This window comes from Pseudomonas sp. XS1P51 (assembly GCF_054897845.1).
This window is the reverse complement of record NZ_CM142707.1, coordinates 4,610,150-4,632,412: the sequence shown is the minus strand read 5'-3', so window position 1 is coordinate 4,632,412 and position 22,263 is coordinate 4,610,150. Positions and strand designations below refer to the sequence as shown.

The following is a 22,263-nucleotide window of genomic DNA, read 5'->3' as shown; positions in this document are numbered from 1 at the left end:
TAGCTGCCACCCAAGCCTGTAGGAAGGCCGATGGTAGCGCCCTTTACTACCAGAGGTTTCAGTTATGAAAAGTCTTCACCCCGACCCACCCTACGAAAAACCAATCCCCCACCCCGAAAACCGCTTCATGGTGCTCACCAGCAATTGCAACGACATGCCCACCCTGTTTGTCGATACCCACGCACCACTCGATGTCTTGTATGACGCCGCCAGCTACCGAATCCGCACCGTCACCCAAGTGCTGGAGAATCTGTCCATGCGAGGTTCGATCGAGTGCGAATCCTTCATTCTCAGCGACTTTGCTTTGCTGTGTGCCATTCCGTTGCGGGATGGGTGTGATGTGCTGGATGTGCTGGATGTGCTGGATGTGCTGGATGTGGTGGGGCGGCGGTTGCGGGCTCGGCCTTCGGAATAACGTCGAGTGGCTTTTGTGGTGAGGGAGCAAGCTTCCTTGCCACAAGAGCAAGATCAAAAGATCGCAGCCTTCGGCAGCTCCTACGGGGGGCGGGGTGATCGTTCCCTCGCTCCTGTGTCAGAAGGCGCAGACTGCCCGCTCGGCTGCGAGGCCCTGACGTTCGCCTCGGTACAAGGTAAACTTCCCGGCCTTCGCAGGAGCAATCATGAATTATCGTCACGCCTTCCATGCCGGCAATCACGCCGATGTGTTCAAACACCTGACCTTGACCCGCCTCATCGCCCTGATGTCGCGCAAGGAGCAGCCGTTTGCCTATCTCGACACCCACGCCGGCATTGGTCTGTATGACCTTCAAGGCGATCAGGCCAGCCGTACCGGTGAGTACCTGGAAGGTATTGCGCGTTTGTGGGATCAGCCGGATCTGCCGGCGCTGACCGCCGATTACATGAAGGTGCTGCACGACATGAACCCGGATGGCCAGTTGCGTTATTACCCGGGGTCGCCGGAGTTGGCGCGGCGTCTGACCCGGCCGCAGGACCGGGTGATGCTCAACGAGAAGCACCCGGAAGACGGTGTGTTGCTCAAGGACAATATGGCGGGCGACCGTCGGGTGAAGGTGCATCTCGGTGAAGGCTGGCATGTGCCGCGGGCGATGTTGCCGGTGCAGGAGAAGCGGGCGGTGATGTTGATTGATCCGCCGTTCGAGCAGCTCGATGAGATGCAGCGCTGTGCGGCGTCGCTGAAAGAGGCGATTGGCCGGATGCGCCAAACCGTGGCGGCGATCTGGTACCCGGTGAAGGATCAGCGCATGCTGCGGCGTTTTTATCAGGATCTGGCGGGTACGGGCGCGCCGAAGTTGTTGCGGGTGGAGTTGCTGGTGCATCCGTTGGATACGCCGAACAGTCTGAATGGCTCGGGGTTGGCGATTGCGAATCCGCCGTGGGGGCTGGAAGAGGAATTGCGTGAGCTGCTGCCGTGGTTGTCCAAGAAGCTTGGGCAGACCCAGGGTGGGTGGCAGATGGATTGGTTGATTGCCGAATAAGGCGAACCGACAAGCAAGATCAAAAGATCGCAGCCTCGTTTCACTCGACAGCTCCTACAGGGGAATGCGTTTCTCTGTAGGAGCTGTCGAGTGAAACGAGGCTGCGATCTTTTGTTTTTTTGGGTTTAGATCGGGCAGGTCACGCCCGTACCGCCAATCCCGCAATACCCTTCAGGGTTCTTGGCCAGGTACTGCTGGTGATACGCCTCGGCGAAGTAGAACGTCGGCGCTTCTTCGATTTCGGTGGTGATGGTGCCTTTGCCGGCCTTGGTCAGTTCGGCCTGGAACACCTGCTCGCTGTGCTTGGCGGACGCCAGCTGAGTCGGGTTGGTGGCGTAGATCACCGAACGATACTGCGTGCCGATGTCGTTGCCCTGGCGCATGCCCTGGGTCGGGTTGTGCAATTCCCAGAACATCTTCAGCAGCTCTTCGTAGCTGACTTTTGCCGGCTCGTAGACCACCAGTACCACTTCGCTGTGACCGGTCAGGCCCGAGCAGACTTCTTCGTAAGTCGGGTTCGGGGTGAAACCGCCAGCGTAACCCACCGCCGTGCTGACCACGCCTTCACGCTGCCAGAACTTGCGTTCCGCGCCCCAGAAGCAGCCAAGGCCGAAGATCGCGAAATCCACATCAGTGACGAACGGGCCCAGCAGCGGGGCGTCGTGGACGAAGTGTTTTTCCGGCACGGTCATTGGGGTTTCACGGCCAGGCAGAGCTTGTTCTTTAGTCGGGAGCACGTTTTTGTTCACCAGAATTTCCGAGCGCAAGACCATCATCAGTCCCCTCAGTCAGGTTGGAATGTAATAGACAGACCGCAAGTGTGCCTAATGCCAGTCAGTTACGCACTACCCCTGTGGGAGCGAGCCTGCTCGCGATAGCGGTCTATCAGTGACGTGGATGCCGTCTGATACACCGCTATCGCGAGCAGGCTCGCTCCCACAGGGATTGTGATGTGCTGTCAGGCGATCGGGCCGCGCGGGTAGCGTCTGAGCTTTTCGATCAGCTCGGAACCCGGGATCGGTCGGTCGAACAGGTAGCCCTGGCCGACGTCGCAGCGGTGACGGCGCAGGAAGGCCAATTGTTCGGCCGTCTCGATGCCTTCAGCCACGACCTTGAGTTTCAGGTTGTGGGCCATGGCGATCACTGCGGAGGTGATTTCCATGTCGTCCTGGTTGTCCGGGATTTCGTGGATGAAGCTTCGATCGATCTTGATGATGTCGATCGGGAATTTCTTCAAGTAACTCAGCGACGAGTAACCGGTGCCGAAGTCGTCCATGGCCAGGGTCAGGCCCAGGCGCTTGAGCTGGTCGAGTTGCAAGTGGGTGTCTTCGGTGGCTTCCAGCAGCAGACCTTCCGTTAATTCAAGCTCCAGCAGGTTCGCCGGCAGCGCTTCTTCCTTGAGGATGTTGGCAATCGACGACACCAGGTCCGGGTCGGAGAACTGTTTGGGCGACAGGTTGATCGCCACCTGCAGATTGCCCAGGCCAGCGGCGCTGAGGTCTTTGCTCATGCGGCAGGCCTGACGGGCGATCCATTTGCCAATCGGAATGATCAGCCCGGTTTCTTCGGCGACGCTGATGAACTGGTCCGGGCGGATCATGCCTTTTTCCGGATGGTTCCAGCGCAGCAAGGCTTCCATCCCCAGAAGGCGACCGCTGCGCAGGCAGAGCTTGGGCTGATAGAACACGTCCAGCTCGTTCTGGGTCAGGGCGCGGCGCAGGTTGTTCTCGACGAACAGCTTGTAGCTGGCCTCGGCGTTCAGCGCTTCGGTGAACACCTGAACCTGGTGTTTGCCGTTGGCCTTGGCCTTGTGCAGCGCAAGGCCGGCATTACGCATCAGGGTTTGTGGATCACGGCCGTGCAGCGGCGCGCAGGCGAGGCCCACGGAGCCGGTGACGCTGATCAACTGGTTGTCGACGAACATCGGTTTGTCGAGGGTCGCCAGCAATTGGTTGGCGACTTGTTGACCGACAGCGAGGTCAGTGTTGTCCAGCAACACGGCGAACTCGTTACTGGCGAAGCGCGCCAGGCTGCCGCTCGGGCTCAGGCTGTTGCGCAGGCGTCGGGCCAGGCTGATCAGCAGTTTGTCGCCGGTCTGGTGACCGAGGCTGTCGTTGATCCGCTTGAAGTTGTCGATGTCCACCAGCAGCAGGCTGATCGGGGTATCGCTGTCTCGGGCGAAGCGTTCATCGAGGTTGCGGATGAAGGCGGGCCGGTTGCCAAGGTTGGTCAGGTTGTCGGTATACGCCAGGCGCTCGATGCGCTGCTGGGCGAGTTTGGTCTGGGTGATGTCTTCGTAGATGCCGATGTAATGAGTCAGCTCGCGGTTGTCGCCGTAGACCTTGGAAATCGACAACTGGCCCCAGTAGGGTTCGAGGTTTTTGCGTCGGCTCTTGAACTCACCCTGCCAACTGTTGCTTTTGGCCAGGGCCGAGGGCGCGTCGAACAGCAGTTCGCTGAGATTCTCCAGGGCCGGCAGTTCCGACAGCCGCTGGCCGTGGACTTCTTCGGTGGTGTACTGGGTGATCGCGGTGAAGCTCGGGTTGACGTATTCCACCACGCCATCGCAATTGACCAGCAAAAAGGCGTTGGCGCTTTGCTCCACCGCACGCTGGAACAGGTGCAGGGCGCTGGTGGCGGTGCGACGGTTGTGGTTGTTGATGACCTGGGCGAACTGATCCGCCAACTCGCCGGCAAAGGCGATTTCGTCCGACTGCCAGGCACGGGTCGCCCCGGTCTGCTCCAGGCAGAGCACGCCGACCACTTGCCCGTCGACGCGGATGCTGGCGTCGAGCATGGCGTTCACATCGCGCGGACGCAGGCTCTCGGCCATGTCCCGGGTGCGCGGGTCGTGCATTGCGTTGTGCGCGTCGATGGCGCGGCTGCTGTGCAAGGCCTCGAGGTAATCAGGGAAACCACTGACGTCGATCGGTTCCGGCAATTGGTAATCCCCGGAGGCGCGGTGATACGCCGAGATCGGCACCAGCAGTGAACCTTCGAGGTTCCACAGGCTGGCGCAGTCGATTTCGTAGATGTCACAGGCACTGCGGGTGATCAGCTCGGCGGCTTCTTGCAGGGAATTGTTGGTGCTGTAGCGCTGGCGGGTCAGCAGCAGGATCAGGTCTTGCTGGGCACGCACTCGATCCAGGTGCTGGAGTTGTTCCAGCTGGGCGCGCTGATTGAGTTCCAGGGCGATCTGCAGGCGTGAGTTCTGGGTTTCCAGGTCCTGCACCGGGAGCAGCGGTTCACCCTCGAACAATCCGTCCACGACCATCAGGTAGCCGCGCAGCAGGTGTCGATTGTGTTGTCGGTAGGCTTCGCCCAGTTCGAGCAGGCTCAAGGAGCCCTTGGCGGTGTGCAGGTTGTAGCGGATCAGGTAATGCGGGCTGTCGCGGAGTTGCTGCTGGATCGCGTCGTGCAGTTGATAGCGCGCTTCGGGTTCCATCAGGCTGGCGTAGGGTGAGTCGACCAGGGCACAAAGCTCCACGGCCGGCTGACCAAACTGTCGTTCGCAATTGGGGTCGAGAAACAGCAGCGCCCAGCTCGGTTCATTCAGCCGTTCGAAACGCAGCATGCCGAGCCGCGAGGGCACAGGCAACTGCGTCACTACCTCGGCCACCATACGGCTGGCGGCATCGGGTTGGCTTTTCATGGAGGGAAACTCGCTTCGAATGTGCTGATCGCGCCGGGCTCTCGCCCTCTTTACTGTTGCCTGCGGCAAGGTTGCATCATTGCGACACCGACTGACAAGAGACATGAAGGCCAAGTGCTATAAGAATATGTTGGTTGGAGCGAAGATTTCTCCAGTTCATGGATAAAAGTGGTGGTGCAGGCTGAAAAAATCGCAGCCTTCGGCAGCTCCTACAGGGGTTACGCCGTTCTTTGCCGGAGCTGCCGAAGGCTGCGATCTTTTTTGGCCTAACGTAATTTAATGTCTGTCGATTGCAGCAGATTACCGTCCCGATCGTGATACCTGACGCGAATCTGTTCGGTGTCGACGATCAGGTGAGCGAAATTGTCCTGGCTGATCACCTTGCCGGTCAGTTCATGCCGATAGTCACCAGCGGCGGTCCGGGCCAGCGGTTGATCGAGGATGAACGTGGAGGCCTTGGCATAGGGCAGTAGTTTGCTGTTGCACAGCGGCGACGACACGATGGTATGAACCTCGAAGTCCGGGTCTTCGCTGTGGGTCAGTCGACTGGTCAGGGAACCGTGGACATCGCCGGACACGAAGAAGACGTTCTTGATGTGGTGTGTACGAACAGTCTCCAGCAACCGTAGCCGTTGCTCGGGAAAGGCTTTCCAGGTGTCATCACCCTGGCGTTTGCGGTCGGGATAGAACATCACGCTGGTGACCACGAATTTGACCCGGGCCGTGCTGTGAATCAGCCATGTACGCAGGGCCTGTTCTTGTTCTTCGTCGAGGATGCGCCGGTCGCTGGCCGACAGATTGCGTCGGGTTCGGCTGTCGGTGATAAACCACTCGATATCGCCGTCGGTGAATTGATACCAATAACGGTCCAGGCGTTGATTGATTTCTCCATTTTCAAGCAGTTCATGAGCCGGGCTATGACTGGCTTGATATAACTCATAAGCGGCGATGGCATTGTTGTATAGATGTTCATCGTTTTTGTTTTTATTGGCGGGCCAGTTATCTTCGATTTCATGATCGTCGAGAATCATGTAAGTCGGAACGCCGGACATTAACTTTGCGATATAGGGTTGGGAAAAGGCCGTGCGGTACTTGTGGAGTATTTCCTTGTATTCCCGGTCGGGTGCAATGATGTTCAGGTCATCGACATAGATTTGGTCGCCGGTCATCAACAGGGCACTGATGGGTGGTTCGGCACGCTGCGCCAAGTATGTGATCGAGGCGAAGATCCGGTCGCCCAGTTGCGGGGCGGATGGCACGCCGGCGGTCATGCGCAGGTAACGGCAAGAACCGACGATGTACGCCCGTGGCGCCATGGTCTTGCTGGACTGGGTGCGCAAGCGGTAGATGTCCCGTGGCCATTGCAGCGGTAGCTCCTGGACCGTCTCGACGGTGTGCACCGGGCTCATGGGGCTGAACCAGCCAGCCTGATATTCGTACTCGGTATCGGTGGCAAGGTCGTTGAGTGCAATGACATCGGACATGTCGCGCGCACTCTCCAGTTTTGTAAAAACGCCCTTGGACCAGCGCTCTTCGCCGATCCGCCGATAACGAATGCCGGCAAATGCCGAGGCATTTTTTTGTCGTTCGCCGCGCAAGAATATTCGGGTGTGATTAGTTGTAGTGTGGCCAATGATAGGGCCGACAGTCGGTTTTAACATATTCGAATCCATTCGAAGTCATAGTAACTAAGCAAGAGGTGTTGTTAACGACTCTATTGAGGGTTGCTGAACTAAGCCTAGTTATTAGATCGCGAAAAATATCGAGCCGAAGTGGACTTGAGTTGTGGGCGGGGTAAGCCACGAATGTAGGAAGTTGCTTTCTTCAGGGCAAAAAAAGCCCCGCCAAATTGGCGGGGTTGAGGTACGAGCGTGGCGCTCGGAAAACGTGGAACGCGACTTGCCCTCCGATGAAGGAGGGCCGGCCGGTGTTACAGCAGGATGGTGCGGATGTCCGCCAGCAGGCTGCTCAGACGCTGGGTGAAGCGTGCAGCCGCGGCGCCGTTGATCACACGGTGATCGTAGGACAGCGACAGTGGCAGCATCAGTTTCGGCTGGAAGGCTTTGCCGTCCCAGACTGGCTGGATGGTTGCCTTGGAAACACCGAGGATCGCCACTTCCGGCGCGTTGACGATCGGCGTGAAGCCGGTGCCGCCAATGTGGCCGAGGCTGGAAATGGTGAAGCAGGCGCCTTGCATGTCGTCTGCCGTGAGCTTTTTGTCGCGGGCCTTGGCAGCCAGCGCAGCGGCTTCGGCAGCCAGTTGCAACAGGCTCTTCTGGTCGACGTTCTTGATGACCGGTACCAGCAGGCCTTCAGGGGTGTCGACGGCGAAGCCGATGTTCACGTACTTCTTGCGGATGATCGCCTTGCCGCTTGGTGCCAGCGAACTGTTGAAGTCCGGCAGTTCCTTGAGCAGGTGCGCGCAGGATTTGAGCAGCAGCGGCAGGATGGTCAGCTTGACGCCGGCCTTCTCTGCAACGGCTTTCTGAGCGATGCGGAACGCTTCCAGTTCGGTGATATCAGCCGAATCGAACTGAGTCACGTGCGGAATGTTCAGCCAGCTGCGGTGCAGGCTCGACGCGCCGATTTGCATCAGGCGAGTCATCGGCACTTCTTCGGTTTCACCGAAGCGGCTGAAGTCCACGACCGGAATCGGCGGAATGCCCGCGCCGCCGGTTGCGCCAGCAGCGGCTGCCGGTGCTTCCTTGGCCTTCTGCATCATGGCTTTGACGTAAACCTGCACGTCTTCCTTCAGGATGCGACCGTGCGGGCCGCTTGCGCCGACCGCGCTCAGCTCGACGCCGAATTCACGGGCCAGTTGGCGCACAGCCGGGCCAGCGTGAACCTTGGCGCCCGGTTTGGCTGGCGCAGCTGCCGGTGCGGCAGGTGCCGCAGCGGCGGCCGCAGGAGCGGCTTCAGCCTTGGCCGCAGCAGATGCCGCAGCGGCTGGAGCCGGAGCAGCAGCCGGCGCAACGCCTTTGACTTTCAGCTTCAGGATCAGGTCGCCGGTACCGACTTCGTCATCCAGCTTGATGGAGACGCTTTCCACCACGCCAGCGGCAGGCGATGGGATTTCCATGCTCGCCTTGTCGGATTCGAGGGTGATCAGCGACTGGTCGGCTTCAACGGTGTCGCCGGCCTTGACCAGGACTTCGATGATCTTGGCCTTGCCTGCCGAACCGATGTCCGGGACGTGAATGTCCTGAACGCTGTCGGCAACCGGTGCAGCCGGCGCAGCGGCTGGCGCAGGAGCAGCGGCAGCAGGTGCAGCAGCCTGGGCTGGCGCGGCAGCAGCCGGCGCCGCAGCACCTGCCACTTTCAGGGCCAGAATCAGGTCGCCGGTACCAACTTCGTCGTTGAGCTTGACGCTGATGCTTTCGACCACGCCAGCGGCGGGCGAAGGGATTTCCATGCTGGCCTTGTCGGACTCCAGGGTGATCAGCGACTGATCAGCCTCGACGGTGTCGCCGACCTTGACCTGGATCTCGATGATCTGGGCCTTGCCCGACGAGCCGATGTCCGGCACGTGCACTTGCTGGGTGGTGGCAGCAGTCGGTGCGGTAGCCGGAGCCGGAGCGGCGGCTGCAGGAGCAGCAGCCGGTTTCGCTTCAGCCTTGGCAGCCGGCGCAGCGGCAGCCGCAGGGGCCGGCGCAGCGGCACCTTCGACTTCCAGTTCCAGCAGCTCGTCGCCTTCTTTCAGGCGATCGCCGATTTTTACTTTCAGGCTTTTGACGATACCGGCCTTGGGAGCAGGAATTTCCATGCTCGCCTTGTCCGACTCAAGCGTCAGGATGCTCTGGTCGGCTTCGATACGGTCGCCGACCTTCACAAATAGTTCGATTACTTCACCTTCACCGCTGCCGATGTCAGGTACGCGAATGAGTTCGCTCACAGAGTGTCTCCTCAGCAGTCCAGTGGGTTGCGTTTTTCCGGGTTGATACCGAACTTGGCGATGGCTTCAGACACCACTTTAGGTTCGATATCACCACGGTCAGCCAAGGCTTCCAGGGCTGCCAACACCACGAAATGACGGTCGACTTCGAAGAAGTGACGCAGCTTCTTGCGGCTGTCACTGCGGCCGAAACCGTCGGTGCCCAGGACTTTGAATTCCTTGGACGGGACCCACTGACGAATTTGCTCAGCGAACAGCTTCATGTAGTCGGTAGACGCGATGACCGGACCTTTACGGCCGTTCAGGCACTCTTCGACATAGCTCAGTTTAGGCTTCTGGCCCGGGTGCAGACGGTTGCTGCGCTCGACGGCCAGGCCATCGCGACGCAGTTCGTTGAAGCTGGTAACGCTCCATACGTCAGCGCCGACGTTGAACTGTTCACGCAGGATCTTCGCCGCTTCACGGACTTCACGCAGGATGGTGCCGGAGCCCATCAGCTGAACATGGTGCGCCGCTTCGCGGTTGTCTTCTTCGAGCAGGTACATGCCCTTGACGATGCCTTCCTCGACACCGGCCGGCATGGCTGGCTGCTGGTAGGATTCGTTCATCACGGTGATGTAGTAGAAGATGTCCTGTTGCTCTTCGGTCATCTTCTTCATGCCGTCCTGGATGATCACCGCCAGCTCGTAGCCGTAGGTTGGATCAAAGGTGCGGCAGTTCGGGATGGTGCCCGCCAGGATGTGGCTGTGACCGTCTTCGTGTTGCAGGCCTTCACCGTTCAGCGTGGTCCGGCCGGCGGTGCCGCCGATCAGGAAGCCACGGGTACGGCTGTCGCCAGCGGCCCAGGCGAGGTCGCCGATACGCTGGAAGCCGAACATCGAATAGAAGATGTAGAACGGCAGCATTGGCTGGTTGTGGCTGGAGTACGAAGTACCGGCAGCGATGAAGGAACTCATGGCGCCCGCTTCGTTGATACCTTCTTCGAGGATCTGGCCCTTCTTGTCTTCGCGGTAGAACATCACCTGGTCTTTATCGACTGGCTCGTAGAGCTGGCCGACGGACGAGTAGATACCCAACTGGCGGAACATGCCTTCCATACCGAAGGTACGGGCTTCGTCCGGGATGATCGGGACGATGCGCGGACCGATTTCCTTGTCCTTGACCAGTTGCGCGAGGATCCGCACGAACGCCATGGTGGTGGAAATTTCACGGTCACCCGAACCGTCCAGGATTGCCTTGAGGGTATCGAGTGACGGGGTCGGAATGTTGAAACTCTGCGCCCGGCGCTGTGGCACGAAGCCGCCCAGTGCAGTGCGACGCTCGCTCAGATAACGGGCTTCGGCGCTGTTTGGCTCTGGTTTGAAGAACGGCAGGTTTTCCAGCTCTTCGTCCTTGACCGGAATGTCGAAGCGATCGCGGAACAACTTCAGGCTGTCGACATCGACTTTCTTGGTGTTGTGCGCAGTGTTTTTCGCTTCGCCGGCACCGGTGCCATAACCCTTGATGGTCTTGGCCAGGATGACGGTCGGTTGTTCTGTGTGGTTGACCGCTTCGTGGTACGCCGCGTAGACCTTGTACGGGTCGTGGCCGCCACGGTTGAGTTTCCAGATCTCGTCGTCGGACAGGTCTTCGACCATCGCCTTGAGTTCTGGCGAGTTGAAGAAGTGTTCACGCACGAACGCGCCGTCTTTGGCTTTGTAGTTCTGGTACTCGCCGTCGATGACTTCGTCCATGCGGCGTTGCAGGATACCGTCGACGTCTTTGGCCAGCAGTGGGTCCCAGAAACGGCCCCAGATGACTTTGGTCACGTTCCACTGAGCACCGCGGAACACGCCTTCGAGTTCCTGGATGATCTTGCCGTTGCCGCGAACCGGGCCGTCGAGGCGCTGCAGGTTGCAGTTGATGACGAAGATCAGGTTGTCGAGCTTCTCGCGGCCGGCCAGCGAGATCGCGCCCAGGGATTCCGGCTCGTCGCACTCGCCGTCGCCCAGGAAGCACCAGACTTTTTGCTTGCCTTCAGGAATGAAGCCACGGGCTTCCAGGTACTTCATGAAGCGTGCCTGGTAGATCGCCTGGATCGGGCCCAGACCCATGGATACGGTCGGGAACTGCCAGAAGTCAGGCATCAGCCACGGGTGCGGGTAGGACGACAAGCCCTGACCGTCGACTTCCTGGCGGAAGTTGTTCATTTGGTCTTCGGTGATGCGGCCTTCCATGAACGCACGGGCGTAAACGCCTGGCGAGGTGTGACCCTGGAAGTAGATCAGGTCGCCGCCGTGTTCGTCGGTCGGGGCCTGGAAGAAATAGTTGAAGCCGATGTCGTACAGGGTTGCGCTGGAAGCGAAGCTGGAGATGTGACCGCCCAGGTCAGAATCTTTCAGGTTCGTACGCATCACCATGGCCATCGCGTTCCAGCGTACCAACGAGCGAATGCGGCGTTCCATGAACAGGTCGCCAGGCATGCGTGCTTCGTGGGTAACGGGAATGGTGTTGCGGTATGGCGTGGTGATGGCGTAAGGCAATTGCGAACCGCTGCGGGTTGCGAGTTCGCCCATACGGGTCATCAGATAGTGAGCACGGTCTTCGCCTTCTTTGTCGAGAACCGATTCCAGGGCGTCCAGCCATTCCTGGGTTTCGACGGGATCGAGGTCTTGCATGGCTTGCTCCAGGGCGGAAAGGCTTCCAGAATCGGTTGCCTGAGTTTGCGACTGGCCTTGTGGGCAGACGATATAAATTCTTGGATTGCCGAGAGGTATGTTCCGGCGGCGTGTAGTTTTACTACAAATCATCGGGCATTTCAGCCTTTCGAATGTATAGACGAGTAGTAAAACTACAGATGAGCGGCTTGTGGCCTCCGGCTGCGTTGTGAGAATAATCGTTAAGGTTGGTCTTTTGCCAACCGAAAAAGGTGAAAGCTTGATGATGGCTGCCAACAATAAACAAATTTCAGCTATTTCTAACTTTTGTTCGACAGTCGATCACGTAGTGCATTTTGGCGAATCACTACATGCAGCCCTCTACACGCCGATCAAGGATAGACCATGAGCCTCCCTTCGCTTGCCGAACTGCCCGGCATTCTCCTGCCGTTTGTCACCCGCGCCGAGCAGTCGTTCCGCACGGCCGTCGCCGCACTCGATGATGACCATGGTTTGTCTAGCTGGACGCCTGAACGCTGGGCGCAATTCGCCCGTGTCACCGCTGCCAGCGATTTTGTGATTGAACAGAGCGTGCGTGCCCCTTTGATGTTGCTGACGCTGGTGCAGTCCGGCGAACTGGATCGCAGCTTTGCGCCCGGTGAGTTGTGCGGGCAGATCGCGGCGGCAGTGAGCACGGCTGAAAGCGACGACGAGCTAGGCCGGGCCCTGCGCCGCCAGCGTGCGCGCCACCAGGTGCGGATCATCTGGCGCGACCTGACCCGCCAGGCCGATCTGGTCCAGACCTGCCGCGACCTCTCGGACATGGCCGATGCCAGCATCGATCAGGCCTATCAGTGGTTGTACGCGCGGCATTGCCAGCAGTTTGGCGTACCGACCGGTCGGCGCAGCGGCGAGCCGCAGCAGATGGTCATTCTCGGAATGGGCAAGCTGGGCGCGGTGGAGCTCAACCTGTCGTCGGACATCGACCTGATCTTCGCCTACCCCGAGGGCGGCGAAACCGTCGGCGTGAAACGCTCTCTGGATAACCAGGAATTTTTCATTCGCCTGGGTCAGCGCCTGATCAAGGCGCTGGACCCGATGACCGTCGACGGTTTCGTGTTCCGCGTCGACATGCGCCTGCGACCTTACGGTTCGGCCGGCGCATTGGTGCTGAGCTTCAACGCACTGGAACAGTATTACCAGGATCAGGGCCGCGACTGGGAACGCTATGCGATGATCAAGTCGCGGGTAGTGGCCGGCGATCAAGTGGCCGGCGCGCAACTGCAAGAGATGCTGCGGCCGTTCGTTTACCGACGCTACCTGGACTTCTCGGCCATCGAAGCGCTGCGCACCATGAAGCAGCTGATCCAGCAGGAAGTGCGGCGCAAGGGCATGGCCGATAACATCAAGCTCGGTTCGGGCGGCATTCGTGAAGTGGAGTTTATCGCCCAGGCGTTCCAGCTGATTCACGGTGGTCGCGACCTGAGCCTGCAGCAACGTCCCCTGTTGAAAGTACTGAGTACGCTGGAAGGTCAGGGTTACCTGCCGCCGGCGGTGGTCAGCGAGTTGCGCGAAGGCTACGAATTCCTGCGTTATACCGAACACGCTATTCAGGCGATTGCTGACCGTCAGACCCAGATGCTGCCGGACGGCGCTCAGGATCAGGCGCGCATTGCCTTTATGTTGGGCTTCGCCGATTGGGCGGCTTTCCATGAACGGCTCATGTATTGGCGTGGTCGCGTGGCGTGGCACTTCGGTCAGGTGATCGCCGATCCCGACGAAGAGGAAGGCACTGAGAGCGAAGTGGTGGTCGGCGGTGAATGGCTGCCGCTGTGGGAAGAAGCTCAGGATGAAGAGGCCGCTTGCCGCCAGTTGGAAGACGGCGGTTTCGCCGATGCGACCAAGGCGCTGAAAGCGTTGACCGGTCTGCGCAGCAGCCCGCAATTGCGCGCCATGCAACGTCTTGGGCGCGAACGCCTCGATGCCTTTATCCCGCGATTGCTGGCCCAGGCGGTGGAGCATGCCAATCCCGATCTGGTACTGGAGCGGGTGTTGCCGTTGGTTGAGGCGGTGGCCCGTCGTTCCGCCTATCTGGTGTTGCTGACCGAGAACCCGGGTGCACTGCGACGCTTGTTGACCTTGTGCGCTGCGAGCCCGTGGATCGCCGAACAGATCACCCGCTTCCCGCTGCTGCTCGACGAATTGCTCAACGAAGGCCGATTGTTCAAGCCGCCCTTGGCGCCGGAGCTGGCCGCCGAGTTGCGCGAGCGCCTGACGCGGATTCCCGAGGACGACCTCGAACAACAAATGGAAGCCTTGCGGCACTTCAAACTGGCGCACCGCTTGCGCGTCGCCGCCTCGGAAATCGCCGGCAGTCTGCCGTTGATGAAAGTCAGCGATTACCTGACCTGGCTCGCCGAGGCGATCCTCGAGCAAGTATTGGCCCTGGCCTGGCGCCAGACCGTGGCCAAGTACGGCACGCCGTTGCGCACCGACGGCACGTTGTGCGATCCGGGCTTCATCATTGTCGGTTACGGGAAAGTCGGTGGTCTGGAACTGGGGCATGGTTCGGACCTTGATCTGGTATTCATCCACGACGGCGATCCGCAGGCGGAAACCGACGGGCCGAAGCCGATTGACGGTGCACAATTCTTCACCCGGCTGGGGCAGCGGATCATTCACTTGCTCACGGCCCAGACCAACTCCGGTCAGCTCTATGAGGTGGACATGCGCCTGCGACCGTCCGGTGCGTCGGGGCTGTTGGTCAGTTCGCTCGGGGCGTTTGCCCGTTATCAGGAAAACGAAGCCTGGACCTGGGAACATCAGGCGCTGGTGCGGGCGCGGGTGCTGGTGGGCAGTCAGGATGTCGGCCAGGCGTTCGAGAAAGTTCGCGCGGCGGTATTGGGCAAGCCACGAGACCCGGCGACTCTGCGCCAGGAGGTCAGCGAGATGCGCGCCAAGATGCGCGATAATCTGGGCAGCAAGAGCACCGCGGCGGGCACCGGGGCAAATGCCTTCGAGGCCACGGCGCCGTTCGATCTCAAGCAGGACGCCGGAGGTATCGTCGATATTGAATTTATGGTGCAATACGCGGCCCTGGCGTGGTCCGAAACGCACCCGCCATTGCTACGCTGGACCGACAATATCCGCATTCTGGAAGAACTGGAACACGAAAGGCTGATGCCCGCCGAAGACGCCGCTCTGTTGCGCGAGGCCTATAAAGCCTACCGCTCCGCCGCTCACCGGCAGGCCTTGCAGAAGGACCCCGGGGTGATACCGGGCGACCAGTTCGTGGACGAACGACGGCAGGTGTTGCGGATCTGGAAAGAGTTGGGGCTGTAGGAGCAAGCTTGCTCGCGATGGTCGTCAACGATAACGCGGCAAACCTGACACCCCGCGGCGTTCTCCGGTTCATCGCGAGCAAGCTAGCTCCTACAGTGGCATTGCTGTGTTTTGTAGATTTAGGCCGCTAAGCTGCACCGCACTGGATGTGCACCAATACCCAATGTGGGGGCGAGCTTGCTCGCGATAGTGGAGTGACAGTCGACAGTCATGTTGAAGGTGATGACCCATCGCAAGCAGTCCTGCTCCCACAGTGATTCTCGAGGCGGGGAGGCGTATGCCTCCCCGGTTCGTTTTTGGAAACCACATGAATATTCTGATCGTTGGGCCCAGTTGGGTCGGTGACATGGTGATGGCGCAGACACTGTTTCAGTGCCTGAAACAACGCCACCCGCAATGCGAAATCGACGTGCTGGCCCCGGAGTGGAGTCGGCCGATTCTTGAGCGCATGCCCGAAGTGCGCCAGGCCTTGAGTTTTCCACTCGGCCACGGTGTTCTGGAACTCGCGACCCGTCGGTGCATCGGCAAATCCCTGGCCGGCCAGTACGACCAGGCGATTCTGTTGCCCAATTCCCTGAAATCGGCGCTGGTGCCGTTCTTCGCCGGCATCCCGAAACGCACTGGCTGGCGTGGCGAGTTCCGCTACGGCCTGCTCAATGACGTGCGCACGCTGGATAAAGAACGTTACCCGCTGATGATCGAGCGCTTCATGGCCCTGGCTTACGAGCCTGGCGTTGAACTGCCGAAACCTTATCCACGTCCGACATTGCAGATCGACCCGGTCACCCGCGAGGCGGCACTCGCCAAGTTCGGTCTGGCCCTCGACCGTCCGGTGTTGGCGCTGTGCCCCGGCGCCGAGTTCGGCGAATCCAAGCGCTGGCCGTCCGAGCACTACGCCAAGGTCGCCGAAGCGAAAATTCGCGAGGGCTGGCAAGTCTGGTTGTTCGGTTCGAAAAACGATCACGCCGTCGGCGAAGACATCCGGGCGCGGTTGATTCCCGGGTTGCGTGAAGAATCGGTGAACCTCAGCGGTGGCACTTCACTGGCCGAAGCCATCGACCTGCTGTCCTGCGCCGACTCGGTGGTGTCCAACGACTCCGGCCTCATGCATGTCGCCGCAGCGCTGAATCGTCCATTGGTGGCGGTTTACGGCTCGACGTCGCCGGGCTTCACACCACCGCTGGCCGAACACGTCGAGATCGTGCGCCTGGGCATCGAATGCAGTCCGTGCTTCGATCGCACGTGTCGCTTCGGTCATTACAACTGCCTGCGCCAGCTCATGCCGCAAGCGGTGAACGAAGCCTTGCAGCGGTTGCAGGGCACTGTGGTCGAGGTCAAATAGCTTGCGGGTACTGTTGATCAAGACTTCTTCGCTGGGCGACGTGATTCACGCGTTGCCGGCGCTGACCGACGCGGCCCGGGCGATCCCCGGCATCAAGTTCGACTGGGTGGTGGAAGAAGGCTTCGCCGAAATCCCGACCTGGCACCCGGCGGTGGGCAAGGTGATTCCGGTGGCGATCCGTCGCTGGCGCAAGAACATCTGGCAAACCATCAAGAGTGGCGAGTGGAAGCGCTTCAAGCAAAGCGTTCGCGCGACTAAATACGATCTGGTGATTGACGCTCAGGGCCTTCTGAAAAGTGCGCTGCTGACCCGTTATGCCAAAGCGCCGGTGGCTGGCCTCGATAAAAGTTCGGCAAGGGAGCCGATCGCTGCACGTTTCTATGATCGGCGCCTGGCTGTTGCCCGTGGCCAACACGCGGTGGAGCGAGTACGTCAGTTGTTCGCCATCGCGTTGGGTTACGACCTTCCCAAAGGGCTGGGCGACTATGGCCTGAACGTCGAACGTCTGGTGGAGTTGCCGCGCAAGAATCCTTATGTGCTGTTCCTGCACGGCACCACCTGGGACACCAAGCACTGGCCTGAAGCCTATTGGCGTGAGTTGGCCGAGCGAGTGGGTTACCTCGGCGTCGCAGTGAAATTGCCGTGGGGCAATCCGACCGAGAAGGCCCGGGCCGAGCGCATTGCCAAGGATATGAGGCACGTCGAAGTGTTGCCCAAGCTGAACCTGGCGGGTGTCGGTAAAGTACTGGCCGGGGCGCAAGCCTGCGTGGCGGTGGACACCGGTCTCGGTCATCTGGCTGCGGCGCTGGATGTGCCGACGTTGTCGCTGTTCGGCCCGACCAACCCGGGCCTGACCGGCGCCTATGGCAAGTCGCAGATTCATCTGGCCAGCGACTTCCCCTGCGCGCCGTGCCTGCAAAAGAAATGCACGTATCAACCGACGGCCGAAGATGCCCGTCGGTTCGACCTGAAACGCGAGTGGCCCCTGTGCTTCACGCGTCTGAATCCCGAGCGTGTCGCGATCCGACTGAGCACGTTGTTACTGGCTGAGGAGCTGCGCTGATGCAATTGGCATTTGTCTTGTACAAGTACTTTCCATTCGGGGGCTTGCAGCGCGATTTCATGCGAATCGCCCTGGAATGTCAGCAGCGCGGCCACCAGATTCGCGTCTACACGCTGATCTGGGAAGGCGACATTCCACCGGGCTTCGAGGTGCTGGTGGCACCGGTCAAGGCGTTCTTCAACCATCGGCGCAATGAAAAACTCAGCGAGTGGATGGAAGCGGACCTGGCCAAGCGGCCGGTGGATCGTCTGATCGGTTTCAACAAGATGCCGGGCCTGGACGTTTACTACGCCGCCGACGGTTGCTTCGAAGACAAGGCGCAAAACCTGCGCAACTCGCTGTACCGTCGCTGGGGCCGTTACCGGCATTTCGCCGAATACGAGCGCGCCGTGTTCGCCAAGGATGCCAAGACCGAAGTGCTGATGATTTCCGAAGTCCAGCAGCCGCTGTTCATCAAGCATTACGACACGCCGCTGGAACGCTTCCATTTGCTGCCACCGGGCATTGCCCAGGACCGTCGCCGGCCGGCAAATGCGGACGATATTCGCGCCGGGTTCCGCGCGGAATTCAATCTGAAGGACGATGAACTGCTGCTGGTGCAGATCGGTTCCGGGTTCAAGACCAAGGGCGTGGATCGCAGCCTCAAGGCGCTGGCCGCATTGCCCGCCGATCTGAAGAAACGCACCCGGCTGTTTGTAATTGGCCAGGATGACCCCAAATTATTCCAGATGCAGAGCGCCACGTTGGGGCTCGGCGACAATGTGACGTTCCTCAAGGGCCGCAGCGATATCCCGCGTTTCCTGCTCGGTGCCGATCTGTTGATCCACCCGGCGTATAACGAAAACACCGGGACCGTGTTGCTCGAAGCCCTGGTGGCCGGGTTGCCGGTGCTGGTGAGCGCGGTCTGTGGCTACGCCCATTACATCGCCGAGGCCGACGCCGGCCTGGTGCTGGACGAACCTTTCGATCAGGCGCAATTGACGCAATACCTGACCGGGATGTTGAACGACGCTCAAGCACGGGCGGCCTGGTGCCGCAACGGTCTGGCCTTCGCCGAGACGGCCGACCTCTATAGCATGCCGCAGCACGCGGCCGATGTGATTCTGGCGGAGCACGCTTAATGAAGTTGATGCTGGCTGAACCGTTCAAGAGCCTCTGGGCCGGACGTGACCCGTTCGCCGAAGTCGAGGGGCTCGAGGGCGAGGTGTACCGCGAACTTGAAGCGCGCCGGACCCTGCGTACCGAGGTGAACGGCAACGGGTTCTTCGTGAAGATCCACCGTGGCATCGGTTGGGGCGAAATCTTCAAGAACCTGCTGACCGCCAAGCTGCCGGTACTCGGAGCCGGTCAGGAATGGAAGGCCATTCAGCGCCTGCAAGAAGTCGGTGTGCCGACCATGACGGCCGTCGCTTATGGCGAAAAGGGCAGCAACCCGGCAGATCAACACTCCTTCATCGTCACCGAAGAGCTGGCGCCCACGGTCAGCCTCGAAGATTTCAGCATCAATTGGGTCAAGCAACCGCCCGAGCCGAAACTCAAGCGTGCGCTGATTGCCGAAGTTGCGCGCATGACCGGCATGATGCACCGCGCCGGGGTCAACCACCGCGACTGCTACATCTGTCACTTCCTGCTGCACACCGACAAACCGGTGACGGCCGATGACTTCAAGCTCTCGGTGATCGATCTGCACCGCGCCCAGACCCGCCCGGCGATCACTCAGCGCTGGCGCAACAAGGATCTGGCGGCACTGTATTTTTCGGCACTGGACATCGGCCTGACCAAGCGCGACAAACTGCGCTTCCTCAAAGGCTACTTCCAGCAGCCGCTGCGTCAGATTCTGGCTGAAGAAGCGGCACTGCTCGGCTGGCTCGAAGGCAAGGCCAACAAACTCTACGACCGTAAACAGCGATACGGGGATGCGCTCTGATGCCGGGTTGGAGACTGGAACCTGCTTACAGCGATCTGGCAGAGGATTTCGGCAGCCTTGAGGCCGTGTTTGCGCTTGAGGGCGAGCGGTTGACCCGCGATCCATTGTCCGAGGTCATTCGCGTCCAGCGCAATGGCGTCAACTATTACGTCAAACGCTATGTCGGCGCCGGTAAAGGCCTGCGTCGCTACCTGGGCAAGCCCCGAGTGAAGGCCGAATGGCAGAATCTCAAGCGCTTCGCCAAGTGGGGCATTCCCACCGCCGAAGTGGTCGCCTGGGGTCTGGAACGGCGTGGCGCGGCGTACGATCGCGGGGCGCTGATCACTCGTGAGCTGCCCCATACCGAAGACCTGTCCGCCCTGGCTGACCGGCATGATCCGAAACTGGCGGACCGCGCCTGGGTCGATCATGTCAGCCGACAGTTGGCCGGCTACACCCGGACCATGCACGACCACCGCTTCACCCATAACGATTTGAAGTGGCGCAACCTGTTGATTGACGATGAGGCCCGGCTGTTCTTGATCGACTGCCCCAACGGTGATTTCTGGCGCGGCTTCTGGCTCAAATACCGCATCACCAAGGACCTGGCGTGTCTTGACAAGGTGGCCAAGTATCACCTGTCGGCCACCCAGCGCCTGCGCTTTTACCTGCAATACCGCCAACGGACCCGGCTCAATGCCGCTGACAAAAAACGGATCCGGCACGTGGTGAGATTTTTCGAGGGACGCGAATGACTGATTTTCTGGCCGCTGAAGACCGTGCGTTACTTGAACGTCATGGCCTCGGCACCTTCGATGCACTCTGGGCCCGGCAACTCGACGCGGTGGACGAACCCAATACCGCGCGCGGTGGCTGGAGCAGCGTGTTTCGGCTGGATCTGGACGGTCATGCCTTCTACCTCAAGCGCCAGAGCAACTATCAGATGCGCACCTTGCATGCGCCCTTTGGCGAGCCGAGTTTTGCCCGCGAGTTTCGCAATATCAGTCGTTATGAAAGGCTCGGTATTCCGGCACTGAAGGCGGCGTTCTTTGGCGAACGCAAGGTCGACGGCGAAGTCCGTGCGATTTTGCTGACCCGTGCCCTGGATGGCTGGGATGATCTGGATTCGCTGTTGCAACGCTGGTCGGAGCTGGGCGCGGCGCAGCACTCGGCGGTTCTGAAGGCCTGTGGGCAACTGGCTCGACGCCTGCACGGCGCGCGTCAGGTTCACGGGTGTTTTTACCCCAAACACATTTTTCTCCAGGCGACCGGCGACGGTTACCAGGCCCAACTGATCGATCTGGAAAAGACCCGGCCGTTGATGTTTGGTCAGCGTGACCGAGTCAAGGATCTGGAACCATTGACGCGTCGGGCGCCAGAGTGGAGCGAAGCGCAACTGCGCGAGTTGTTGGCCGCCTATCTGGATCAACCGCTGGACAGTTCGCTGATCGACAGCTGGCTGGTGCGGTTGACCGCACGACGCAGTCACAAGGGGGCGCGCTGATGCAGCTGTCCGAACTGAAAAACGCGGGCCGCAGCCCGAGCCTGCCGCTGAGCATTTCATTGGCCGATGCCGCCGGACCTGCCGATTTGCAGCTGCTGAGTCTATTGCGCGTGTTGCCTGGGCAGCGTTATGTCGGTGCCGGTGTCTGGCGCGGGCGACCGGTGTTGGCCAAGTTGTTGGTCGGCGGCAAGGCGGCGCGGCATTTTCAGCGTGAACTGCAAGGCGTGCGTTTGCTTGCCGCGCAGGGCCTGACCACGCCGCAACTGTTGGCCGACGGCCTGAAAGACGGCGAGGGCGGCTGGTTGCTGTTCGATTTCCTTGAAGGCGCCGAAAGCCTGGGAAATGCCTGGAAACAGGTCGAACACTTGCCGATGCTGGCCGATGAGCAATCGGCGGTACTGGCCGATGCGCTGGGTGCGATTGGTCAGCTGCACCGCAAGGGTTTGTGGCAGGAAGACCTGCACCTGGACAACCTGCTGCGCCAGGGCGGTCGGCTGTATTTGATCGATGGCGCCGGAATCTGCGCCGAAACGCCTGGCCAACCGCTGTCGCGCCAGAAAGTCCTGGAAAACCTCGGGGTGTTTTTTGCCCAGTTGCCCAAGTCGCTGGAACCGTTCACCGAAGAGCTGTTGGTGTACTACCTGCTGAGCAACGGTGAACATGCCTTGCCCATGGAGGCGTTGCAGAAGCAGATCAATAAGGTCCGCAGTTGGCGCCTCAAGGATTTCCTGATCAAGGTCGGTCGTGAATGCACGCTGTTCAGCGTCCAGCGCGGGGCGTTCGCCTTGCGGGCGATTCGCCGGGAGGAAGAGGCGGCGATGCTGCCGGTGCTGGAACAGGCCGATGCGTTGCTCGATCAGGGGCATCTGTACAAGACCGGCGGCGCGGCGAGCGTGGGGAAAGTCTCGGTCGACGGTCGGACGCTGGTGATCAAGCGTTACAACATCAAAGGGTTTACCCACTGGCTCAAACGCTTCTGGCGTCCGAGCCGTGCCTGGCATTCCTGGCGCGAAGGCAATCGGCTGGCGTTCCTCGGAATTGCCACGCCCAAGCCGTTGGCGTTGCTGGAAAAGCGCTTTTTCTGGTTGCGCAGCCGGGCCTATCTGATCACCGAACATCTGTCGGGGCCGGATATCATCGAGCGCTTTGCGCCGTACGTTGAGAGCGGCGAGGCGCCTGAGGCTGAGCTGGTGGCGCTGGATCATCTGTTTGCCGAGCTGATTCGCGAGCGGATCAGTCACGGGGATTTCAAGGGACATAACCTGTTCTGGCAGCAGGATCGCTGGGCGCTGATCGATCTGGATTCGATGTGTCAGCACGGTTCTGTCAACAGCTTCGCCCCGGCGTATGCCCGAGATCGCGCGCGGTTTATGCGTAATTGGCCAGAGGGCAGTGCGCTTTATCAGGTCATCGATAAGCGTGTTCCCAAGGACATCTCGGGCGCTGCCTGAATCCCATCGCGAGCAGGC

General features: G+C 60.3%; 15 protein-coding genes. 10 read left to right on the top strand and 5 right to left on the bottom strand.

The window, feature by feature from the left end; all coding sequences use genetic code 11:
* Positions 1 to 64 precede the first annotated feature (64 nt).
* Positions 65 to 415 carry a hypothetical protein gene (locus ACYZUD_RS21525; protein ID WP_462020050.1) on the top strand — a complete coding sequence of 117 codons (351 nt, stop codon included), beginning with the start codon at positions 65 to 67 and terminating at the stop codon, positions 413 to 415.
* 205 nt (positions 416 to 620) lie between these two features.
* Positions 621 to 1,457, top strand: coding sequence for a 23S rRNA (adenine(2030)-N(6))-methyltransferase RlmJ (locus tag ACYZUD_RS21520; RefSeq protein WP_462020049.1), 837 nt, complete (start codon positions 621 to 623; stop codon positions 1,455 to 1,457).
* A 125-nt stretch (positions 1,458 to 1,582) separates the two neighbouring features.
* Here the strand turns inward: ACYZUD_RS21520 and msrA are convergent, their stop codons facing one another.
* The 5 genes from msrA to aceE form a co-directional block, all read right to left on the bottom strand.
* Positions 1,583 to 2,230: a peptide-methionine (S)-S-oxide reductase MsrA gene (gene msrA, locus ACYZUD_RS21515; RefSeq protein WP_462025084.1), complete on the bottom strand. Its 648-nt coding sequence runs from the start codon at positions 2,228 to 2,230 to the stop codon at positions 1,583 to 1,585.
* A gap of 185 nt (positions 2,231 to 2,415) precedes the next feature.
* Positions 2,416 to 5,109, bottom strand: coding sequence for a putative bifunctional diguanylate cyclase/phosphodiesterase (locus ACYZUD_RS21510; RefSeq protein WP_462020048.1), 2,694 nt, complete (start codon positions 5,107 to 5,109; stop codon positions 2,416 to 2,418).
* Between the two features lie 266 nt (positions 5,110 to 5,375).
* Entirely contained in the window at positions 5,376 to 6,770 is a 1,395-nt protein-coding gene (locus tag ACYZUD_RS21505) for an alkaline phosphatase D family protein (RefSeq protein WP_462020047.1), read from the bottom strand.
* Between the two features lie 269 nt (positions 6,771 to 7,039).
* The gene (aceF, locus tag ACYZUD_RS21500; protein WP_462020046.1) at positions 7,040 to 9,001 is read right to left on the bottom strand and encodes a dihydrolipoyllysine-residue acetyltransferase; all 1,962 of its coding nucleotides are present in this window, start codon (positions 8,999 to 9,001) and stop codon (positions 7,040 to 7,042) included.
* 11 nt (positions 9,002 to 9,012) lie between these two features.
* On the bottom strand, positions 9,013 to 11,658 hold the full coding sequence (gene aceE / locus ACYZUD_RS21495) for a pyruvate dehydrogenase (acetyl-transferring), homodimeric type (RefSeq protein WP_462020045.1): 2,646 nt from the start codon (positions 11,656 to 11,658) through the stop codon (positions 9,013 to 9,015).
* A 384-nt stretch (positions 11,659 to 12,042) separates the two neighbouring features.
* On the opposite strand from aceE, the gene glnE reads away from it, so the two are divergent.
* The 8 genes from glnE (at position 12,043) to ACYZUD_RS21455 (ending at position 22,245) form a co-directional block, all read left to right on the top strand.
* Positions 12,043 to 14,979, top strand: coding sequence for a bifunctional [glutamate--ammonia ligase]-adenylyl-L-tyrosine phosphorylase/[glutamate--ammonia-ligase] adenylyltransferase (gene glnE, locus ACYZUD_RS21490; RefSeq protein WP_462020044.1), 2,937 nt, complete (start codon positions 12,043 to 12,045; stop codon positions 14,977 to 14,979).
* A 307-nt stretch (positions 14,980 to 15,286) separates the two neighbouring features.
* Positions 15,287 to 16,321, top strand: coding sequence for a lipopolysaccharide heptosyltransferase II (waaF, locus tag ACYZUD_RS21485; protein ID WP_462020043.1), 1,035 nt, complete (start codon positions 15,287 to 15,289; stop codon positions 16,319 to 16,321).
* Position 16,322: 1 nt separating this feature from the next.
* Entirely contained in the window at positions 16,323 to 17,384 is a 1,062-nt protein-coding gene (rfaC, locus tag ACYZUD_RS21480) for a lipopolysaccharide heptosyltransferase RfaC (protein WP_462020042.1), read from the top strand.
* Positions 17,384 to 18,505, top strand: coding sequence for a glycosyltransferase family 4 protein (locus tag ACYZUD_RS21475; protein WP_462020041.1), 1,122 nt, complete (start codon positions 17,384 to 17,386; stop codon positions 18,503 to 18,505). Before rfaC ends, ACYZUD_RS21475 begins: the two co-directional genes overlap by 1 nt.
* Entirely contained in the window at positions 18,505 to 19,311 is an 807-nt protein-coding gene (gene rfaP, locus ACYZUD_RS21470; RefSeq protein WP_462020040.1) for a lipopolysaccharide core heptose(I) kinase RfaP, read from the top strand. Before ACYZUD_RS21475 ends, rfaP begins: the two co-directional genes overlap by 1 nt.
* Positions 19,311 to 20,045: a lipopolysaccharide kinase InaA family protein gene (locus ACYZUD_RS21465; RefSeq protein WP_462020039.1), complete on the top strand. Its 735-nt coding sequence runs from the start codon at positions 19,311 to 19,313 to the stop codon at positions 20,043 to 20,045. The genes rfaP and ACYZUD_RS21465 overlap by 1 nt, the downstream gene beginning before the upstream one ends.
* Positions 20,042 to 20,794 (top strand): lipopolysaccharide kinase InaA family protein, encoded by a 753-nt coding sequence (locus ACYZUD_RS21460; RefSeq protein WP_462020038.1) that lies wholly within the window; start codon positions 20,042 to 20,044, stop codon positions 20,792 to 20,794. The genes ACYZUD_RS21465 and ACYZUD_RS21460 overlap by 4 nt, the downstream gene beginning before the upstream one ends.
* Complete coding sequence (locus ACYZUD_RS21455; protein WP_462020037.1) at positions 20,794 to 22,245, top strand: lipopolysaccharide kinase InaA family protein; 1,452 nt, start codon at positions 20,794 to 20,796, stop codon at positions 22,243 to 22,245. Before ACYZUD_RS21460 ends, ACYZUD_RS21455 begins: the two co-directional genes overlap by 1 nt.
* Positions 22,246 to 22,263 lie beyond the last annotated feature (18 nt).